The sequence below is a fragment of the Pseudomonas sp. FW305-3-2-15-C-LB1 genome (assembly GCF_058787615.1).
Genome location: NZ_JBYSZX010000012.1, coordinates 124,446 through 144,647 on the forward strand (window position 1 = coordinate 124,446; position 20,202 = coordinate 144,647).

Consider the following 20,202-nt stretch of genomic DNA (forward strand, 5'->3'; position numbering starts at 1 on the left):
AACGATCAGTATGGGGGGCAGCGTAGCCGACTTTGCTCAGTTGGCCGCCCAGAAGATGTAATCCGCCTGGTATTTCACCACTTCCTGCTTGCCTTTGCTGGCCGTGGTGCACGCGCTGCTCGGCGCCACGCCACCCTTGAGCGCCACGCGCTGGATGTAGCTCACGCCGCTCATTGCACCCTTGCCTTCGGCCGGGTTGGCCTTGACCAGTTGATACGGCAGGTTGCCCGCCCCCGCCGGTGCCACGGCCAACTGCGTGCCGGTGATTTTCGAGCCGTCCTCGGCCTGCCAGGTGGCCGGTGGGCCGAAGTAGGTGCCGACTGGTTTACCGCTGCGGTCGTTCAACACTGCCTTGGGCCCGACAAAAGTCCACTCGGTCTGGCCGGCGGCGTTGGCTTTGTCGCGACACTCGTAGGTGATTTCGCCAACGCCGGTGGTCTCCAGTGCCACTTTGTGGCCGTCCGGCACCTTGATGCTGTCGGGCAGGTCGGCCTGGGCAAAGGCGGCAGGCGCGGCGGCGAGCAGGGCGGTGAGGCAGAGCAGTGCTTTAGCGTTCATGGGTACTTCTCCATTTCAGTGAAACAGCGGGGTAACTGAGAGGACTACCCATGGCCGGCACGATTGGATGCAGCGATTAGAAAATAAACCTGAGAGGGCGCACACTGTGTCCCCCCGTTTTACCCGAGGAGAGATTGGCAATGACTGGTGTGCACACGTCTGCTCAACAAGGTTTTTCTGCCCAGGCTGTTACCTACGCCCAGGGGCGACCGGATTATCCGCGGCAACTCACCGGCTGGCTGGCCGACACGTTGCGCATCAGCGCGCAGTCCAGCGTGATTGACCTGGGCGCCGGCACCGGCAAGTTCACCCGCTTGCTCAGCACCCTGGCACCGACCCTGATCGCGGTCGAGCCGGTGGCGGCGATGGGCGCGCAGTTGACCAGGCTGCTGCCGGATGTGCGCCTGCTCAACGGCACCGCTGAATCCATCCCATTGCCAGGCGCCAGCGCCGATGCAGTGGTGTGCGCCCAGGCGTTCCACTGGTTTTCCACCGAAGCCGCACTGACGGAGATACATCGCGTGCTCAAGCCTGACGGCCGCCTTGGCCTGGTGTGGAATGTGCGAGACGAATCGGTGGATTGGGTCGCCGCGATCACCGACATCATCTCCCCGTACGAGGGCGATACCCCGCGCTTTCATACCGGGCGTTGGCGTGACGCGTTCAGCGGCAAGTATTTTTCCCAACCCGAAGTCACCTGTTTCCCCTATAGCCATGTCGGCAGTCCTCAAGAGGTGATCATGGATCGCTTTCTCTCGGTGAGCTTTATTGCCGCGCTGGACGATGAGCCCAAGGCCCGCGTTACCGCGCAATTGCAGGCGCTGATCGACACCCATCCGGCGTTGAAGGGGAAGGACACCGTGGCCTTTCCGTATAAGACCCAGGCTTATGTCTGTCATCGACTGGCCTAAAAGGCATAAAGTCAGATCATATTGGTATAAGTCGTTATAAGAAAAATCGCTATCCTGCGGCCAGAAATTTATAAGGCCGCAGGTAGCTGTAATGGATGTGGGTAATTTTGGTTTTGTGGTTGCCGGTCTGATCGTGGGTTTTATCGTGGGCATGACCGGTGTGGGCGGCGGTTCGTTGATGACGCCGATCCTGTTGTGGTTCGGCATCAACCCGGCCACTGCCGTGGGTACCGATCTGTTGTACGCCGCCATCACCAAGTCGGGTGGGGTGCTGGTACACAGCAAGAACAAGAATATCGACTGGACCATCACCGGCTGGCTGACCCTGGGCAGTGTGCCGGCGGTGTTGCTGACGCTGTGGTTTCTGGCCAGCCTGCATACTGACCCCAGCGCCATGAATGCAGTGATCAAGCAGGCGCTCGGTGTGGTGCTGCTGCTGACGGCGTTGGCGATTCTGTTCAAGAAAAGCCTGTTGGCGTTTGCCCAGCGGCATGCGGGCGACAGCTATCACATGAGCCCGCGCAACTTGAATGCGCTGACGGTGGTGACAGGGGCGATCCTCGGCACCATGGTGGCGCTGACCTCCATTGGCGCGGGTGCGCTGGGGACGGTGGCGTTGTTTATTCTTTATCCGTTTCTGGCCACGCGGCGGCTGGTGGGGACTGAGATTGCGCATGCCGTGCCGTTGACCCTGGTAGCCGGGTTGGGGCATGCCAGCATGGGGAATATGGATTGGCATCTGCTCGGGTTTTTGTTGATGGGGTCGTTGCCGGGGATCTATATCGGTAGTCATATGACGGGGAAGTTGCCGGATGGGGTGCTGCGGCCGTGTTTGGCGGTTATGCTCATGGCCATTGGTTATAAACTGGCTTTCTGATTGGGGGCATATCCGTTGTTCAGGTAACGGCCATTTAGGGTTCCGCCATCACCTAAATAACGGATATACACACAGTCAAAAACCTCAACCCACTACGCCAGGCCCATTCCCAATCTGCCAGACAAACGGCGGCTCAGCCCCATTGACCACCCAATTCCCCACAATCCGCGCCTTGTAAATCAGCGGATTATGCGACGACACCGTCCGCGCATTCCGCCAATGCCGATCCAGCGCCTTACCCTGGCGCACATCCGAAGCCCCCAGCGCATTAAACAACTCGCTGGTCGCCCGCTGAATCAACGACGACACCACCACCTGTGCGGTAGCCGACTCAATCTCGGCCGCCACATTGGCTTCGCGCTCTACCGCATCGTCGCCCCCGAATCGCGCCACATACGCCCGTTGCGCGGGCAGTGTCGCCTTCAGCGCGCTCGCTTCGGCGGCATACACCAGCGCCGCCACTTCACCCACCACCTGTTGAATCTGCGCATCCTGGCTGACATGCGCCGCATTGCCATGGCTGTAGATGCGCTTGCGGCTGCGCACCTGATGCGCCACATCGCGCAGTGCGGCACGGCCGATGCCCGCCAAGGTGGCCAGCAGCACCAGTTGGTAGAACGCGGTCTGGTATTTGAAGCGCGTGGCAAAGTCGATCACGTTGTCCGCCTCCACCACCGCATCGGTAAAGCGCGACGTGCCGCTGCCGGTGGTGCGTTGGCCAAAACCGTCCCAGTCGTCACTGTGTTCCACGCCAGGCTGACGGGCGCGGGTCGCGGCGATCACGTCGCCACCGGTGTCGCTGCGTTGGGCGTACACATCGATCCAGTCGGCGAAGATGCTGCCGGTGCTATAGAACTTTTCTCCGTTGAGCTTCCACTGGTCGCCGTCGGGGCTGACCTGGGTGACCACGTCGCCAATGGCCACGTTGCCGATCTCGGTCCAGGCACAGCCGACGATATCGCCGTCCACAAATCGCTTGAACCACACATCGCGTCTGGCGCCGGGCGGTGCATTCAGGCGGTCTTCGGCAAAGGCGAAGTGCCCGCGCAGGGCCTGGGGCACGTTGGAGTCGGCTTCGGCCAGTTCGATCAGCAGTTCGAACAACTGCGGCAATGAAGCACCACCGCCGCCATACTCCACCGGCACGCGCACCGCGCCAAACCCCGCCTCCTTGAGCCATTGGATCGGCTCATGGGGCAGGGTGCGGCTGTGTTCGCGTGCTACGGCGCCTTCGGCGATGCGCTGGAAGATCGGGCGAAAGCGTGCCGCCAGCGTGGGGTAGTCGACGCCGGTGGACAGCGGGTTGATGACGTGATGTTCGGTCATGGCGAGGTTCCTGGGCAGTGATCGATGTAGAGGCGATTGCACAGTCCGTGCCGGGTGCCGGGGCGCGTATTTACGGGGACAAACGTCGAGTCACTGTTGCCCTGGCAACAGCGGATCGACAAACCCGTGCAATCCAGGACACTGGCGACGGCGCACGGTATTCAACGCAGCCCGCATGGCGCGGGCGTTTCCCAGCCTGGCACGCTTGCTGCTCAAGCCCTGGTACATCCCTTTTGTGCGAGGTACCGTCCGATGACTCAACACGCCGTGAAATTTGCCTACTGGGTGCCCAACGTCAGCGGTGGGCTGGTGGTCAGCAAAATCGAGCAACGCACCCACTGGGGCATCGATTACAACCGCAAGCTGGCGCAATTGGCTGAGGCTGCCGGCTTCGAGTACGGCCTGACCCAGATCCGTTTTACCGCCGGCTACGGCGCCGAGAACCAGCATGAGTCCGTGGCATTCAGCCATGCGTTGCTGGCTGCAACCACCAAGCTCAAGGTGATCGCCGCGATCCTGCCCGGCCCGTGGCAGCCGGCGCTGGCGGCCAAGCAATTGGCAACCATCGACCAACTCACCAATGGTCGTATCGCGGTGAATATCGTCAGCGGTTGGTTCAGGGGTGAGTTCCAGGCCATTGGCGAACATTGGCTGGAGCACGACGAGCGTTATCGCCGCTCCGAAGAGTTCATCCGCGCCCTCAAAGGCATCTGGACCCAGGATGACTTCACCTTCAAGGGCGACTTCTACCGGTTCAACAATTACACCCTCAAGCCCAAGCCACTGGGCCAGCCGGAAGTGTTCCAGGGCGGCAGCTCGCGGGCGGCACGGGACATGGCGGCGCGGGTGTCGGACTGGTACTTCACCAACGGCAACACCCCGGAAGGTATCAAGGCCCAGGTCGACGACATCCGTGCCAAGGCAGCAGCCAATAACCACTCGGTCAAAGTCGGCGTCAACGCCTTTGTGATCGCCCGCGACACCGAGGAAGAAGCGCGCGCCGTGCTGGCGGAGATCATCGACAAGGCCGACCCGGAAGCGGTGAATGCCTTCGGCGATGCGGCGAAACAGGCCGGCAAGGCGTCGCCGGAGGGAGAGGGCAACTGGGCCAAATCCAGCTTCGAGGACCTGGTGCAGTACAACGATGGCTTCAAGACCAACCTGATCGGCACGCCGCAGCAGATCGCCGAGCGCATCGTTGCGCTCAAGGCGGTGGGGGTGGACCTGGTACTCGCCGGGTTCCTGCACTTCCAGGAAGAAGTCGAATACTTCGGCAAGCGCGTGTTGCCGCTGGTGCGAGAGCTTGAAGCCAAGGCGGCAATCAAACAGGTGGCTTGATCCGTGCGAGCTTGATCCGTGCAAGTAGTGAGCGGGCTTGCTACAGGTGTTTTTCCAGGCGCAGGGCGGGCGTGTGGTCTTCGTAGTAATCGTTGATCAGGGCAAAGCGCCGATAACCGTTGCGCTCATAGAGGTTGAGGGCGCCGGGGTTGTCGGTGCGTACTTCCAGACGTATGCAGGTGTAGCCCTGTGCCACGGCGATAGCTTCCACGCCGTTCAGCAACTGCTTGCCCAAGCCAATGCCGCGTGCATGCTCGGCAATGGCAATCGAATACAGGCGCGCCGAGGAGGCGCCCCGACGAAACAACACCAGCGCATAGCCGAGTAACTGCCGGTCATTTTCCGCCACCAGCAACTGGCCGTGGGCGCGGCTGACCATCCACTGGAAACTGCGCGATGACAGCCGGTCGCTGCTGAAACAGCGCTGTTCCAGTGCCACCAGTTCAGACACATCGTTGGAGGTTGCAACGCGAAAGCAAAGAGCCATATGACCGCCGTAAAAGTTGCGTAACGAAACGGGACTTCTCTAAATGATCGTGCTTAATAGAAAAGGTCGAGTTCTCTAAAGCGGATCAACTATTATGTCGGCGGTACAAGGTCATTGGCGTGAAGTATCGGAGCAAACAGTCGCGACGACAATAACTGACAAGGGTTATTTTCTTGCCCCTATCAAAGGAACCCGTCAAGTCGTGATCATTGTCGAGCGCAAGGAAGATTGGGCCTCCTACTTCCCCAGCGAAGATATCGTCACCGCCCAGGAGTACCTGGAACAGACCCGGGAAACCGAGACTGGCAAGCGTGTGCAGGTGATCAACCTGTGCCGCGGCTATAAGTACCTGGGGCACGGTTATTACTGCTCGCTGCTGGCCGAAGCCCGCGGGCACAAGGTGATTCCGTCGGTGCGCACCATCAGCGAACTGACGAAGAAGTCGCTGTACGGGCTGGCCCTGGACGACCTGGATAAAACCCTCGATAAAGCCTTGAGTCATCATCTTTACAGCAATACCGAAGGCTTTACCCTGACACTTTACTTCGGCCGGACCAATATAGAACCGTTGCAGGACCTGGCCCGTCAGTTATTTGAAGCGTTCCCGTGTCCCATCCTGTTAGTTGATTTCAAAAGGAATAACGGCTGGCATATCGAAGGGATCAAGTCCGGTGTATTGCACAAGTTGCGCGATGACCAGGAAGATCAATTCGCCCATGCGCTGGACAACTTCAGCCGCAAGATCTGGCGCCAGCCGCGCTCACGTCGCCTGGCCCGTTATGACCTGGCCATCCTGCACGATCCCCAGGAACAGTTGCCGCCGTCCAACGCCAAGGCATTGGATAATTTCATCCGCGTAGGCAAGGGCCTGGGCATCGATGTGGAGTTGATCGAGCGCAAGGACTATTCGCGCCTGGCCGAGTACGACGCCTTGCTGATCCGCGAAACCACCAGTGTCGACAACCACACCTACCGTTTTGCCAAGAAAGCCGAAAGCGAAGGGCTGGTGGTGATGGACGATCCGGCGTCGATCCTGCGCTGTACCAACAAGGTCTACCTCACCGACTTGCTCAACAGCCACCAACTGGGCATGCCCGCCACCGAGATTCTGTACAAGGAACGACCGGAAGACTTCGAACGGGTCGGCGAGCGCCTGGGCTTCCCGCTGGTGCTGAAGATCCCTGACGGATGCTTTTCCCGAGGCGTGATCAAGGTTGAAAGCCAGGAGGCTTTGCTCAAGGCGACCGCCGAGTTGTTCGAGCATTCGGTGCTGTTGCTGGCCCAGGAATTCTTCTACACCGAGTACGACTGGCGCATCGGCGTGCTCAACCGCAAGCCGATCTTTGCCTGCCAGTACTTCATGTCCAAGGGCCATTGGCAGATCTACAACCACAAGGCCATCGGCCAGGACATCAACGGTGAATGCCGCACCCTGGCGGTCCATGAAGCGCCCAGGGCAGTGGTGGAGCTGGCGGTGAAGACCGCCAACCTGATCGGCGATGGCCTCTACGGCGTCGACCTCAAGCAGTCCGGTGACAAGGTGGTGGTGATCGAGGTCAACGACAACCCCAACCTGGATGCGGGCATCGAGGATGCGTACTTGCAGGACGACTTGTATGGCCTGGTGCTGGAGGAATTCGTGCGGCGCCTGGAGTTGAAGCGCCAGGGCCAGGTCTGGTGACCCGGCGATGATCCAGCGTTTCGACCTGACCGATGGCAAGCTGCAGGGCGGGGAGAGTGACGCAGCCCCGGTCATGTTGTTTAACAACCCTGACCTGGCCGAACGTGAGTGGCTGCGCGACCACCACAAGCTGGACGAACACGCCCTGGCCTCGGCCCTGGACCCGGACGAAGTCTCGCGTATCGAATTTCACCCCGACAATCTGTTCCTGATCTGGAAGCGGCCGGAGAACTACTCCGGCGGCGGCAACCTGGTGTTCGAAGTGTCGTCCTGCGGCCTGCTGTTTTCCCCCAGCCGCCTGCTGGTGATCGCCACCGACGAAACCCCGCTCAACGGCCTAGGCAAGCGCCGTCCGCTGCACACGCCGCTGGATGTGCTGCTCGATCTGTTGCTCAACAACATCCACCATTACCTCGGCCACCTGAAGGTGATCAAGCTGGTCGCCCGCGAGTTGCAGCAGCAGTTCAATGCGTCCATGAGCAACCACCACCTGATGCAGATGTTCAACCTCAGCGAGAGCCTGATCTATTACATCAACGCGCTGCACAGCAACGGGGCGGTGTTGTCGCGGTTGCGCAACCACGCGGAAAAGGAACATTTCAGCGCCGAGATCATCGGGCTGATCGATGACCTGATCATCGAGAACCACCAGTGCTACAAGCAGGCGGAGATCTATTCCAACGTGTTCTCCGGCCTGATCGATGCGCGTGGCAACCTGATGAACAACAGCATGAACAACCTGTTGCGCAAGCTCACACTGATCAACGTGGTGTTCCTGCCGCTCAACCTGATTGCGAGCATTGGTGGCATGTCGGAGTTCAGCATGATGACGGCGGGGACGCCGTGGTGGGTGTCGTATCCGTTGTTCCTGCTGGTGATGGGGCTTGGGGCGGGGTTGATGGTGTTGGGGCTGAAGCGGATAGCGGGCGGCGCCAATGTGGTATGAACACCGGCTCCTACAGGGGGGGTGTCGTTCAGGCGCCGGGTTGCAAGGTCAAGACCTCGAACCCATCCGCCGTCACCGCCACGGTATGTTCCCACTGCGCCGACAGGCTGTTGTCCTTGGTGACCACCGTCCAGCCATCCTTGAGGCTGCGTACTTTCGAGCTGCCCTGGTTGAGCATCGGCTCCACGGTAAACACCATGCCTTCACGCAGTTCCAACCCGGTGCCGGGACGGCCAAAGTGCAGGACCTGCGGTTCTTCGTGCATCTCGCGCCCAATCCCGTGGCCGCAATACTCACGCACCACGCTGTAGCCGTTGGCCTGCGCGTGGCTCTGGATCGCGTGGCCGATATCCCCCAGGCGTGCGCCGGGCTTGACCTGGCGGATGCCGGCCCACATGGCTTCAAAAGTCTGTTCCACCAGGCGCCGGGCCTTGGGTGCGACGGTACCGATCATGTACATCTTGCTGGAGTCGGCGATGTAGCCGCCTTTTTCCAGGGTGATGTCGATGTTGATGATGTCGCCGTCCTTGAGGATCTCCTTGGCGCTGGGCATGCCATGGCACACCACCTCATTGATCGAGGTGTTGATGCAGAAGGGGTAGTCGTACTGACCCAGGCTCGCCGGGCGGGCCTTGAGGTCATTGCGGATGAAGGCTTCGACGGCGGCGTCCAGCTCCAGGGTGGAGCGGCCGACCGCGACGTACCCATCGAGCATGCTGAACACCTGGGCCAGCAGGCGGCCGGATTCACGCATCACCGCCAGTTGTGCGGCAGTCTTGATCATCAACTGCGCCCCCGGATCAGGTCGGGCTTGTCCAACAACAGTTTGTTGATCAGCTCGTTATAGGGCAGGTGAGGATTGAGTTCGGCAAGCAGCCCGATCTTGATCCAGAATTCGGCCTGGGCGTTGATGGAGCGGTCCATCGCGGCGCTGGCCAGGCGCAGTTGTTCGTGCAGTTGGTCGGTGATCTTGACGATGCCCATGGTGTTCACTGTGTGGTGTCAATATACAAAGCGTATATGTTTCGTATATCGATAGTAAACCCCTGGCCGCCAAATGGCGCTTGACCATTGACTTGCCCGCAGGCCGCCGGTTAGTTTCGTCACATGACATTTCAAGCCTTTCGTAGCCAGCCAAGCATTATTACCGCCATTCCTCATTTGGCGGGATAGCACACGGCTGTACCCAAACCCGCCCTAGAGGCGGGTTTTGTTTTTCCGTCTCCAGGGTTTCTGACAAAAAGCCAGGAGACACCCATGAGCACCTGCACCGCGCCTCACACCGCCGACCCGGGACTGCTTGAGCATTACGTGAAGAAGATTCTTGCCGCCCCGGTATACGACCTGGCGGTGCGCACGCCGTTGCAGGCGGCCCCGGCCCTGTCGGCGCTGCTGGGTAACCAGGTGTTGCTCAAACGCGAAGACCTGCAACCGACCTTTTCCTTCAAGATTCGCGGCGCCTACAACAAGCTGGTGCAGCTTACGCCTGAGCAAAAAGCCCGTGGCGTGGTGACCGCGTCGGCGGGTAACCACGCCCAGGGTGTGGCCCTGGCGGCACGGGAACTGGGGATCGAGGCACGCATTGTAATGCCCGCCAGCACCCCGGAACTCAAGGTGCTGGGCGTGCGTTCACGCGGCGCCGAAGCGGTGCTGCACGGCGCAAGCTTCCCGTTTGCCCTGGCCCACGCGCTGCAGTTGGCCGAGTGTTCCGGGTGCACCTTTGTTTCGCCCTTCGATGACCCGGACGTGATCGCCGGCCAAGGCACCGTCGCCATGGAGATCCTGCGCCAGCAGCAAGGGCCACTGGACGCGATCTTCGTGCCGGTGGGCGGTGGTGGCCTGATCGCCGGCGTCGCCGCCTACGTCAAATACCTGCGGCCCGAGATGCGCATCATTGGCGTCGAGCCCGAAGGTTCCAGCTGCCTGTTGGCGGCACTGCGGGCCGGTGAACGGGTGATACTACCCAGCGTCGACGGGTTTGCCGACGGCACGGCAGTGGCGCAGGTCGGCGCGTATGGCTTCGAGATCTGCCGCGACTGGGTGGATGAAGTCATCACTGTCAGCAACGACGAACTGTGCAGCGCCATCAAGTTGATCTACGACGACACGCGGTCCATCACCGAGCCTTCCGGTGCGTTGGCGGTAGCGGGCATCCGCCACTACGTGGCCCGTCATCAATTCCGCGGACAGACCCTGGTGGCGATCAACTCCGGGGCGAACATCAACTTCGATAGTTTGCGACATGTTGCTGAAAGGGTGGCTGCACAGGGCGCCGTTTAACTTGAAGCCCAGGGTTAAACGATTAATCGCAGCGGTTCGACGACGATTCCGTCGACACTGTTCAACCTCTATAACAACGCACAGTGCTTATGAGGAAAGGTTACAACAAGGGCAGTTTTTGCCGAGTAGGCTTGGGAGTTACAAGCGTCTGCCAGGGTCGGCAAGACGTGGCGGGCACGCGCCTGCCAGGTTCATGACAATCTGTTGGCAGTCTCAGAAAAGGAGAGGTTGACCATGCTTTCGGAACTAGAGCTTCGCAGCATCATTGAAGGAAGTTTCCTGCCTAAACGGTGCGAATGCACCAAAGCCGAAGATGCCTCGCTGACGATCAAGATCTATGACGACCGTGACCGTGACCGGGTGGATTTGGAAGTCAAAGGTATCAACGCCGACAAACTCGACAGCAGTCGAGCGATTTGCAACCTGATTGCCGGGTTGCGCGAAGACCTCAAGCACACCCATGCACCCGCCCTGCAACGCGCGGGAGGGCGCAGCTTCTATTAGCTTGACGCTTGAGTATGAGGGACCGAAGACCTGTGGGCCTGGATAAACGCCAGGCCCAATACGGTTTCTGTTGCCACCGCCAGCAGGATGCCTGGCCCCGCATTGCCCTTGATCCACTCACCAAACCCCAATAGCGCCAGCACCAGGCACCCGGTGACAAACCCGGTGGTCAGGGCGCGGCGCGTGTCTGAAGGAGGCGCGTGACGGGCGCGGTAGAACATGATGCCGATGCCCAGGAAGAGCGCGGCGTTGCGGCGCGACACCATCCCGGTGGCGTTGGAATACTCCACGCTCCACAACCACAGCAGCAGGTCGGGACGCAGGCCCCAGACCAGTGCGAGGGCGAAGCACAGCAGGGCGGTGAAGGTGGCGAGGGTACGGAAGTTCAAGCGCGTGGCGAATCCTTTCAGCCTTATGACAAGCCCGCAAGCGTACGCCTATTTGTGCGGGCCTGGCTCTATTGTTTCAACGCCTCAGTTCTGGAAGTCGCAGGCTTCGGACATTTTTCGGTAGCTCACGTCTTCCACCTTGCCTGCTTTATCCAGGAACTTGATATCCGCCTTGATGACCTTGCACTCATCGGTCGGGGTTTCGTTCATGGCCAGCACCTTGTCGATATTCATCGGCAGGCCGTAGTGGTAAGGCACGGGTTTGACGGCGACTGTTTGATCGTCGGCCTGGGCCAGGCCAGACGCAGCCGCCAGTGCAAGGGTGGCACCGAGCATCAACGTGCGCAGTTTCATGGTGTTTCTCCGCAACAAGTGGGTACAACTTCACTCTCGGCTTGCGGGATTAACCATCGATTAAAGTTTGCCTGGCTGACAAAAGCTTCATCCAAGCTGATGACGATAGGGCAGGTCCGGCCCGGTCTTGCCGCAGGTCATCGCCGCGGCGCGAATGGCAAAGCCCAGCATGACGTCGATCTGTGCCCGCGTGAGCTGTTGCAGGCCCTCTACCGAGTCAAGCTGCTGCTCGGTCAGCCAGGCAATCAACGCCGCCTGGAAGGTGTCGCCGGCCCCCACCGTGTCGGCCATCACCACCTTGACTGCCGGTTGCGACCAGTTGCCGTGCTGGCGGCTGAACACACTGGCACCGTCGCCGCCACGGGTGAGGAACACCAATTGGCAACGGTGTTGCAGCCAGCCCTGCAGCACGCTTTCCGGCGACTGGTCCGGGTAGAGCAGGTGCAGGTCTTCGTCGCTGACCTTGATCAGGTCGGCATGCTTGACCAGCTCCGCCACGCGGTCGCGCCACAGCTGGATATCCGGCTGCGGGTTGAGGCGCACGTTGGGGTCGAGGCTGATCAGGCGTTTGCCGCTTTCGCGCTTGACCAGGTTCAGCAGGGTGTCGCCAATCGGCTGCACCACCAGGGAAAACGAGCCGATATGCAGGCCGCGAATGTCAGCCCCCAACGCGGGCAGGTGGGCGACTTCCAGCAGGCGGTCGGCGCAGCCTTCGCCTCGGAAGTTGTACTGCGGTGAGCCATCGGCACCCACGGCGACCATCGACAGGGTGGTCGGTGCGGCGAACTCCACCAGGAACTGCTCGCTCACGCCTTCATCCTTGAGCACCTGCAACAGGCGGCGGCCAAGGAAGTCGGTGGACAAGCCGCCGAACAACCCGGCCTCGATACCCAGGCGGCGCAGGCCTACCGCCACGTTGAACGGCGAACCGCCGGCAATCGCCTTGTAGTTGACCTTGGAAGCCTGCCCGCTGGCATCTTCCTCGCTGAAGAAATCAAACAGCGCTTCACCACACACCAGATACATAGTCGTTCGCTCTTAAAGGGTTGCCACGAGTTGTTGATAGCGCTCGTAAGCCTGCTGGTAGGCGCCTACGCTGGCCGCCACCGGCAGGGTCCGGCTGGCGGGGTCGACGCTTACGCATTTGTCGCACAGGCTGGCCAGCGCTTCGCCGGACTGGCACCACGCCGCCTGGATCGCTGCGCCCAGGGCCGCGGCTTCGCTTTGTTCGGTGCAGACCACCTCGGTGTTCATGATGTCGGCCACCATCTGCCGCCACACCGGGCTCTTCGAGCCGCCGCCGATCAGGCGGATGCTCTGGCTTTGCAGGCCGGTCTCGCGCAGCAGGTCGAGGCCGTAGCGCAGGCCGAAGGTGGTGCCTTCGACCACGGCGCGGCACAGGTTCGCGCGGGTCAGGTTGGTCATGGTCAGGCCGTGCAGGCTGCCGGTGGCGTGGGGCAGGGCGGGTACACGCTCACCGTTGAGGAATGGCAGCATGCTCACGCCGTCGGCGCCGATGGGCGCCTGATCGACCAGGGTGTTGAACGCGGCCAGGTCGAGGTCGAACAGCTCGCGCATGACCCCGGTGGCGTTGGTCAGGTTCATGGTGCAGATCAATGGCAACCAGCCGCCGCTGGATGAGCAAAACGTCGCGACCGAAGCCTGGGGGCTGACGTTGGGTTGGTCGGCAAATGCATACACGGTGCCCGATGAACCCAGGCTCATGGTGATCACGCCGGCTGCGATATTACCGGTGCCAATGGCGCCCATCATGTTATCGCCGCCGCCGCTGGACACGATGGCGTTGGGGTTGATGCCCAGGCGTTCGGCGATGGCCGGCAGGATCGTGCCGACGCCTTGATTCGCTTCGATCAACGCCGGCAGCGCCGCTTCAAGGCGGCCGCTGGGATCGATGTGCTTGAGCAGGTCCACATCCCATTCACGGCTGCGCACATTGAAGTAGCCGGTGCCGGAAGCATCGCCATACTCGGCGACGGCGCGGCCGGTGAGCCAGTAGTTGAGGTAGTCGTGGGGCAGCAGGATATGCGCAATGCGTGCAAACAGGTCCGGGTGCTGTTCGCGGGTCCACAGCAGCTTGGACACGGTATAACCCGGTGCAATCGCCACGCCGAGGCGTTCCAGCGAGCCGTTCTCACCGCCCAGATAGGCCAGCAGGCGCTCGTTTTCAGGCGTGGTTTCGGTGTCGCACCACAGCTTGGCCGGGCGCAATACCTCACCGTGTTCATCCAGCAGCACCAGGCCATGTTGCTGGCCGGACACGCCGATACCGAGGATATCCTGGCCGTCCACGCCGGCCTGTTGCAGGGCGCGGTGGGTGGCCTCGGTGAAGGCCTCCAGCCATTCCTGGGTGTGCTGTTCGCGGCGACCGTTGGCGCCGCTGATCAGGGTGTGCGCCGCAGCGCCGAGGCCGAGTACCTTGCCGCTGGAGGCGTCGAGAACGATGGCCTTGGTGCCCTGGGTGCCGCAGTCGATGCCGAGAAACAGGTTTTGCTGGGTCATGAGGGTGTGCTCAGCAGTTTATTGTTCGAGTTGGCAATGCATTCCAATGTGCAAGGGGGCAAGCCCCCTCCCACATGTTCAAGTCGGTTTCTTCAGGAGGTGCTTCAGGGTTTCGGTCACGCCGTGATCACGCAAGCTTGCATAACACCGTTCGAACGCTGCCACAAACTCGGCCGACTTGGGAATAGCCGTGCCAAAAATCTCTTCCACCCCCAGCAGGCGCTTGCTGATCAGTGCATCGTCACTCACCAGTCCCTGGCAGAACTCGGCACGCGGGTCGGGGATCTTGTAGCTCACGCCATGTTCATCCACGCCTTTCAGGTACAACGCCCAGGCCGCTACCACCAGCGCCGCACGCTGCGTCTCGCGCCCATCGGCAATCAACCGGTTGATGGTCGGCACGGTGAACTTGGGAAACTTCGACGAGCCATCGGAACACACGCGCTCCAGTTGATCGGCAATCGCCTGGTTGGAGAAGCGGTCTACCAACGTCTGCTTGTACTCCGTCAGGTCGATGCCCGGCACCGGCGCCAGGTTCGGCGTGACGTCCAGGTCCATATAGGCGCGCATGTAGGCCACGAACAGCGGGTCATTCATGGTCTCGTGCACAAACCGATAACCCTTGAGAAAACCCAGGTAGGTCAACGCCAGGTGGCTGCCGTTGAGCAGGCCGATCTTCATTTCTTCATAGGGCGTAACGTCATCGGTGAACTGCACGCCGACCTTTTCCCAGGCCGGGCGCCCGTTGACGAATTTGTCTTCCAGCACCCACTGCACAAAGGGTTCGCACACCACCGGCCAGGCGTCGTCGATACCGTGCTCGTCATGCAATTGCAGGCGGTGGGCGGTGCTGGTCATCGGTGTGATGCGGTCGACCATGGCATTCGGGAAGCTCACATTGGCCTTGATCCAGTCGTGCAACTCGGCATTGTGCAGCGCCGCGAACGCCAGCAGGGCCTTGCGGGTCACGGCGCCGTTGTGCGGCAGGTTATCGCAGGACATCACGGTAAACGCCGGGGTGCCGGCGGCGCGGCGCTGGGTCAACGCGGCGCAGATAAAGCCGAACACGGTTTTCGGTGCGCTCGGGTGCGCCAGGTCGTGGCGGATCTGCGGCAGGTGGGCCATGAACTCGCCGTTGCTGTCGTCGATGCAGTAGCCGCCTTCGGTGATGGTCAGTGAGACGATGCGAATGGCCGGGTCGGCCAGTTTGTCGATCAGCGCCTGGGCGCCGTCTTCGGCCAGCAGCATGTCGCTGATCGAGCCGATCACCCGCACCTCGGTGTCGTCGGTGTCGCCCAGTTCGTACAGGGTGAACAGGTAGTCCTGGCCCGCCAGGTCGTCGCGGGCCTTGCGGTCCTCGGCACGCAGGCCGACGCCGCAGATGCTCCAGTCCAACCCTTCGCCAGTGTTCATCAGCGCATCGGTGTAATACGCCTGGTGCGCACGGTGAAAACCGCCGACGCCGATATGGGCGATGCCCTGGGTGGTGCTGGCGATGGCATAGGTGGGCAGCTTCACTTGCGGTGCCAGCTGGGTGAGGTTGTGTTTATTCAGTTTCATCAGCTCAATCTCGCGAAATCAGGCGGCAGCGCGCAGTGGGCGGGCCACGGCCACGCCATCGGTGTCGAACAGATGGCAGTGCGCCGGGTCCAGGTGCAGGTGCAGCGTCTCGCCGTACTGGCTGGCCATGTCGCCACGGATGCGCATGGTCAGCGGTTCGCCATTGGCGGTGATGACGTGGCAGAAGGTGTCGCTGCCCAGGCGCTCGCCGACGTCGGCGGTGACGGTCAGGGTGGTTTGGCCGGGCGTGGCGATTTCCAGGTGCTCCGGGCGAATGCCCAGGGTCACCGCGCTGCCGGCGCTCAGGGTGGCGCTGCTCAACGGCAGGCTGATGGTGGTGCCGGCATCCAGTTGCACTTCACAGCCCTGGCCTTCGACGTGGGTGACCTTGCCTTTGAGGAAGCCCATCTTCGGCGTGCCGAGGAAACCCGCCACGAACAGGTTGGCCGGCTGGTGGTACAGCTCCAGCGGCGAGCCGACCTGCTCGATACGGCCACTGTTGAGTACTACTACTTTGTCGGCCAGGGTCATGGCTTCGACCTGGTCGTGGGTCACGTAGATCATGGTCGCTTGCAGTTCTTTATGCAGGCGCGCCAGTTCCAGGCGCATCTGCACGCGCAGGGCGGCGTCGAGGTTGGACAGCGGTTCGTCGAACAGGAAGATCTTCGGGTTACGCACAATCGCCCGGCCAATGGCCACACGCTGGCGCTGGCCGCCAGACAGTTGCTTGGGCTTGCGCTCCAGCAACGGCCCAAGTTCCAGGATGCGCGCCGCTTCGCTGACTTTGCTTTCCACCAGTTTCTTGTCGACACCGGCCAGGTCGAGGGCAAACGACATGTTCTTGCGCACGCTCATGTGCGGGTACAGCGCATAGGTCTGGAACACCATGGCCAGGTCGCGCTTGGCCGGGGTCACTTCGGTGATGTCGCGCCCGTCCAGTTCGATGGTGCCTTCGCTGACTTCTTCCAGGCCGGCGATCAGGCGCAGCAGCGTGGATTTACCGCAGCCCGAGGGGCCGACGAACACCACGAATTCCTTGTCGTTCACTTCCAGGTCGATGCCCTTGATGATGGAAAAGCCTTCGAAGCCTTTTTGCAGATTCTTGATTTTCAGGTTGGCCATGAGGGGCCTCCGCTAGGAATTATTATTTAACGGCGCCGAAGGACAGACCGCGCACCAGCTGTTTCTGGCTGATCCAGCCAAAGATCAGGATCGGCGCGCAGGCCAGGGTCGACACGGCGGACAATTTGGCCCAGAACAGCCCTTCGGGGCTGGAGTAGGAGGCGATCAGCGCGGTCAGCGGCGCGGCGGCGGACGAGGTCAGGTTCAGCGACCAGAACGCCTCGTTCCAGCACAGGATCAGCGACAGCAACACGGTTGACGCCAGGCCACCCTTGGCAATCGGCAGCAGTACACGGACCATTTCCTGCCATAGGGTGGCGCCATCCAGGCGGGCGGCTTCGAGGATGTCCTTGGGGATATCCTTGAAGTAGGTGTAAACCATCCAGACCACGATCGGCAGGTTGATCAGGGTGTAGATGATGATCAGCGCGATGCGTGTATCCAGCAGGCCGAAGCTCTTGGCCAGCAGGTAGATCGGCATCAGCACGCCCACCGGCGGCAGCATCTTGGTCGACAGCATCCACAGCAGCGTGCCTTTGGTGCGCTGGGTTTCGTAGAACGCCATGGAGTAGGCGGCCGGCACCGAGATCAGCAGGCACAGGGCGGTGGCGCTGAAGGAGATCAGCACCGAGTTCCACGCATAACTGAAGTAGTTGCTGCGCTCGTTGATGTGCAGGTAGTTCTCCAGCGTCGGCGTGAAGATGAACTGCGGCGGCGTGGCGAACGCGTCGATCTCGGTCTTGAAGCTGGTCAGCACCATCCAGAAGATCGGGAAGAAAATCAGGATCGCGATGGCCCAGGCCAGGGTGCCGAGCAACAGGCTTTGCAGGCGGCGGGATTGTTGAAGCGTCATGGCGCGGCCCTCAAGGCTTGTCAGTCAGGTTTTTGCCGATCATCCGCACCAGGATGATCGCCGCGATATTGGCGATGACCACGGCAATCAAGCCGCCGGCCGAGGCCATGCCCACGTCGAACTGCACCAGCGCCTGGTTGTAGATCAGGTACGCGAGGTTGGTCGAGGCGTAACCGGGGCCACCGTTGGTGGTGGTGAAGATTTCGGCGAACACCGAGAGCAGGAAGATCGTTTCGATCATCACCACCACGGCAATCGGCCGGGCCAGGTGGGGCAGGGTCAGGTGCCAGAAGATCGCGATGGCGCCGGCACCGTCCAGACGCGCAGCTTCCTTTTGTTCCTGGTCGAGGGACTGCATGGCGGTCATCAGCAGCAGGATCGCAAAGGGCAGCCATTGCCACGACACGATGATGATGATCGACAGCAACGGGTAGTGCGCCAGCCAGTCCACCGGCTCGGCACCGAACAGCTTCCACACGGCAGCGAGAATCCCCGACACCGGGTGGAAAATCAGGTTCTTCCAGATCAGCGCGCCGACGGTAGGCATGATGAAGAACGGCGAGATCAGCAGCACCCGCACCAGGCCACGACCGAAAAACTCACTGGCTTCGAGCAGGGCACTGATCAACACACCGAACACCACACTGATCAGCAGCACGCTGCCCACCAGCAACAGGGTATTGGTGGCGCCGGGCAGGAAGCCCGAGTCGGTCACGAAGTAAGCGAAGTTTTCCAACCCCACGAACTCGTTTTCACCGGGGTAGAGCAGGTTGTAGCGGATCAGCGAAAAGTACAGGGTCATGCCCAGCGGCACGATCATCCACAGCAGCAGCAAGGCCACCGAGGGGCTGACGAGGAACCAGCCGGGGTTGGCCAGGCGGTTTTTGGCGGGTGTATTCATTAGGGTCAAGACCAGTCAGATACGAATCGGAGCGCGGTCAATGTGGGTGGGGGGCTTGCCCCCTCCCACATTTGACTGTGGGTGGGGCTGGGTTATTTGGGGTAACCCGCCCGCTTCATCTCACGCTCGGTGGTGGTCTGCGCGGCGGTCAAGGCTTGATCCACTGTCTGCTGACCGGTCAGCGCGCCCGAGAAGAACTTGCCGACCTGGGTGCCAATCGCCTGGAACTCAGGAATGGTCACCAACTGGATACCGATATACGGCACCGGCTTGAGCGTCGGTTTGGTCGGGTCCGCGACTTTCAACGATTCCAGCGTCACCTTGGCAAACGGTGCGGCTTTCATGTACTCGTCGCTGTAGGTCGACTTGCGCGTGCCTGGCGGTACGTTGGCGACGCCGTCGGTCTTGGCGACCAAGGCACCATATTCCTTGGAGGTGGCCCAGCTGGTGAACACCTTGGCGGCGTCCTTCGCCTTGGAACTGGTCGGGATCGCCAGGCTCCAGGAGTACAGCCACGACGTACCTTTGTCGGTCTTTTCATGAGGGGCAAAGGTGAAGCCGACATGGTCAGCCACTTTGCTCTGGGTCTTGTCGGTGACGAACGAGCCGGCCACGCTGGCATCCACCCAGATCGCGCACTTGCCGCTGTTGAACAGCGCCAGGTTTTCGTTGAAACCGTTGCTGGAAGCGCCCGGCGGGCCGGATTTCTTCATGTTGTCGACGTAGAAGTTCAGTGCGTCCTTCCATTCAGGGCCGTTGAATTCCGGCTGCCATTTCTCATCGAACCAGCGCGCCCCGTAGCCGTTGGCCAGGGTGGTGATCAGCGCCATGTTCTCGCCCCAACCGGCTTTGCCGCGCAGGCACAGGCCGTATTGCTCTTTGCTCTTGTCGGTGAGTTTGCTGGCGAATTCGCCGATCTGGGTCCAGGTCGGGTGCTCGGGCATGGTCAGCCCGGCGTCCTTGAACAGATCGGTGCGGTAATAGGTGATCGAGCTTTCGGCGTAGAACGGCAGGGCGTACAGCGAGCCTTTGACGGACAAACCGTCACGTACTGAAGGGAAGACATCGTCGAGGTCGTAGGACGCCGGCAGATCCTTCATCGGCTCCAGCCAACCCTTGGCGCCCCACAGTGCAGCTTCGTACATGCCGATGGTCAATACATCGAACTGCCCACCCTGGGTGGCGATGTCGGTGGTCAGGCGCTGGCGCAGTACGTTTTCTTCGAGCACCACCCAGTTCAGCTTGATCTCCGGATGCTCGGCCTCGAAGGTTTTCGAGAGCTTTTGCATGCGGATCATGTCGCTGTTGTTGACGGTGGCAATGGTCAGGGTCTGCGCGCCAAAGCTGACGGCGCTGAGGGTCATGCAGGTGGTCATGCAGGTAGAGACGAGCAGTGCTTTTGCTGTGAACTTCATCGCGCACTCCATTTCCATGCCCAGGGGGCTACGGAAGGACAGTTATTGTTGTTGTGTCTTCCTACAAGGAGTCAGGAAGAGTGTGCGTCGATTACAGCCTTGAAACGGCGATGTGACAAATCCTTGGGAGCACTAGGACTGATACTTTTTTGCACTTGAGTTCAGGTGGGGGCTTGACGC

20 protein-coding genes and 1 pseudogene are annotated in these 20,202 nt (G+C 61.1%); 7 read left to right on the forward strand and 14 right to left on the reverse strand.

Annotated elements, in window-relative coordinates:
- Positions 1-36: 36 nt before the first annotated feature.
- The gene (locus AC3WP7_RS21840; protein ID WP_092249032.1) at positions 37-558 is read right to left on the reverse strand and encodes a DUF3455 domain-containing protein; all 522 of its coding nucleotides are present in this window, start codon (positions 556-558) and stop codon (positions 37-39) included.
- A gap of 140 nt (positions 559-698) precedes the next feature.
- Here AC3WP7_RS21840 and AC3WP7_RS21845 point away from each other — a divergent pair, with 140 nt between their 5' ends.
- On the forward strand, positions 699-1,469 hold the full coding sequence (locus tag AC3WP7_RS21845) for a class I SAM-dependent methyltransferase (RefSeq protein WP_102592809.1): 771 nt from the start codon (positions 699-701) through the stop codon (positions 1,467-1,469).
- Between the two features lie 91 nt (positions 1,470-1,560).
- Positions 1,561-2,346 (forward strand): sulfite exporter TauE/SafE family protein, encoded by a 786-nt coding sequence (locus tag AC3WP7_RS21850; protein WP_092249036.1) that lies wholly within the window; start codon positions 1,561-1,563, stop codon positions 2,344-2,346.
- Between the two features lie 84 nt (positions 2,347-2,430).
- On the opposite strand, the gene AC3WP7_RS21855 is transcribed toward AC3WP7_RS21850, so the two are convergent.
- Positions 2,431-3,672, reverse strand: coding sequence for an acyl-CoA dehydrogenase family protein (locus AC3WP7_RS21855; protein ID WP_102592808.1), 1,242 nt, complete (start codon positions 3,670-3,672; stop codon positions 2,431-2,433).
- Between the two features lie 252 nt (positions 3,673-3,924).
- On the opposite strand from AC3WP7_RS21855, the gene sfnG reads away from it, so the two are divergent.
- On the forward strand, positions 3,925-5,010 hold the full coding sequence (gene sfnG, locus AC3WP7_RS21860; protein WP_093514493.1) for a dimethylsulfone monooxygenase SfnG: 1,086 nt from the start codon (positions 3,925-3,927) through the stop codon (positions 5,008-5,010).
- A gap of 43 nt (positions 5,011-5,053) precedes the next feature.
- Here the strand turns inward: sfnG and AC3WP7_RS21865 are convergent.
- Positions 5,054-5,497, reverse strand: a pseudogene (locus tag AC3WP7_RS21865) (GNAT family N-acetyltransferase); the annotation flags it as partial.
- A gap of 94 nt (positions 5,498-5,591) precedes the next feature.
- Between AC3WP7_RS21865 and AC3WP7_RS21870 the strand changes: the two are divergent.
- Together AC3WP7_RS21870 and AC3WP7_RS21875 are read left to right on the forward strand one after the other, a co-directional pair.
- A complete protein-coding gene (locus AC3WP7_RS21870) occupies positions 5,592-7,178 on the forward strand; it encodes a RimK family ATP-grasp domain-containing protein (RefSeq protein WP_092249040.1) in 1,587 nt (528 codons plus the stop codon).
- Positions 7,179-7,185: 7 nt separating this feature from the next.
- Positions 7,186-8,124 carry a magnesium transporter CorA family protein gene (locus tag AC3WP7_RS21875; RefSeq protein ID WP_092249042.1) on the forward strand — a complete coding sequence of 313 codons (939 nt, stop codon included), beginning with the start codon at positions 7,186-7,188 and terminating at the stop codon, positions 8,122-8,124.
- A gap of 28 nt (positions 8,125-8,152) precedes the next feature.
- On the opposite strand, the gene map is transcribed toward AC3WP7_RS21875, so the two are convergent.
- Together map and AC3WP7_RS21885 are read right to left on the reverse strand one after the other, a co-directional pair.
- Positions 8,153-8,908, reverse strand: coding sequence for a type I methionyl aminopeptidase (gene map / locus AC3WP7_RS21880; protein WP_102593264.1), 756 nt, complete (start codon positions 8,906-8,908; stop codon positions 8,153-8,155).
- Positions 8,908-9,108, reverse strand: coding sequence for a ParD-like family protein (locus AC3WP7_RS21885; protein ID WP_003190946.1), 201 nt, complete (start codon positions 9,106-9,108; stop codon positions 8,908-8,910). The genes map and AC3WP7_RS21885 overlap by 1 nt, the downstream gene beginning before the upstream one ends.
- A 273-nt stretch (positions 9,109-9,381) precedes the next feature.
- On the opposite strand from AC3WP7_RS21885, the gene ilvA reads away from it, so the two are divergent.
- Complete coding sequence (gene ilvA / locus AC3WP7_RS21890) at positions 9,382-10,404, forward strand: threonine ammonia-lyase, biosynthetic (RefSeq protein WP_102593265.1); 1,023 nt, start codon at positions 9,382-9,384, stop codon at positions 10,402-10,404.
- A 234-nt stretch (positions 10,405-10,638) separates the two neighbouring features.
- The gene (locus AC3WP7_RS21895) at positions 10,639-10,908 is read left to right on the forward strand and encodes a DUF1652 domain-containing protein (RefSeq protein ID WP_071490607.1); all 270 of its coding nucleotides are present in this window, start codon (positions 10,639-10,641) and stop codon (positions 10,906-10,908) included.
- On the opposite strand, the gene AC3WP7_RS21900 is transcribed toward AC3WP7_RS21895, so the two are convergent.
- From AC3WP7_RS21900 to AC3WP7_RS21940, 9 genes are all read right to left on the reverse strand, one after another.
- Positions 10,905-11,297, reverse strand: coding sequence for a hypothetical protein (locus tag AC3WP7_RS21900; protein ID WP_102593266.1), 393 nt, complete (start codon positions 11,295-11,297; stop codon positions 10,905-10,907). The two genes, AC3WP7_RS21895 and AC3WP7_RS21900, sit on opposite strands and share 4 nt — an antisense overlap.
- Before the next feature lie 84 nt (positions 11,298-11,381).
- Positions 11,382-11,651 (reverse strand): DUF2790 domain-containing protein, encoded by a 270-nt coding sequence (locus tag AC3WP7_RS21905; RefSeq protein ID WP_102593267.1) that lies wholly within the window; start codon positions 11,649-11,651, stop codon positions 11,382-11,384.
- Between the two features lie 87 nt (positions 11,652-11,738).
- Positions 11,739-12,677, reverse strand: coding sequence for a carbohydrate kinase family protein (locus tag AC3WP7_RS21910; protein WP_071490604.1), 939 nt, complete (start codon positions 12,675-12,677; stop codon positions 11,739-11,741).
- 12 nt (positions 12,678-12,689) lie between these two features.
- Positions 12,690-14,171, reverse strand: a complete 1,482-nt coding sequence (gene xylB, locus AC3WP7_RS21915) for a xylulokinase (RefSeq protein ID WP_102593268.1) — start codon at positions 14,169-14,171, stop codon at positions 12,690-12,692.
- 78 nt (positions 14,172-14,249) lie between these two features.
- Positions 14,250-15,731 carry a mannitol dehydrogenase family protein gene (locus AC3WP7_RS21920; protein WP_102593269.1) on the reverse strand — a complete coding sequence of 494 codons (1,482 nt, stop codon included), beginning with the start codon at positions 15,729-15,731 and terminating at the stop codon, positions 14,250-14,252.
- Positions 15,732-15,749: 18 nt separating this feature from the next.
- Complete coding sequence (locus AC3WP7_RS21925) at positions 15,750-16,853, reverse strand: ABC transporter ATP-binding protein (protein WP_102593270.1); 1,104 nt, start codon at positions 16,851-16,853, stop codon at positions 15,750-15,752.
- Positions 16,854-16,875: 22 nt separating this feature from the next.
- Complete coding sequence (locus AC3WP7_RS21930) at positions 16,876-17,706, reverse strand: carbohydrate ABC transporter permease (RefSeq protein WP_003173672.1); 831 nt, start codon at positions 17,704-17,706, stop codon at positions 16,876-16,878.
- A 10-nt stretch (positions 17,707-17,716) separates the two neighbouring features.
- On the reverse strand, positions 17,717-18,607 hold the full coding sequence (locus AC3WP7_RS21935) for a carbohydrate ABC transporter permease (RefSeq protein WP_071490600.1): 891 nt from the start codon (positions 18,605-18,607) through the stop codon (positions 17,717-17,719).
- A gap of 92 nt (positions 18,608-18,699) precedes the next feature.
- Complete coding sequence (locus AC3WP7_RS21940) at positions 18,700-19,983, reverse strand: ABC transporter substrate-binding protein (RefSeq protein ID WP_371858640.1); 1,284 nt, start codon at positions 19,981-19,983, stop codon at positions 18,700-18,702.
- Positions 19,984-20,202: the final 219 nt, after the last annotated feature.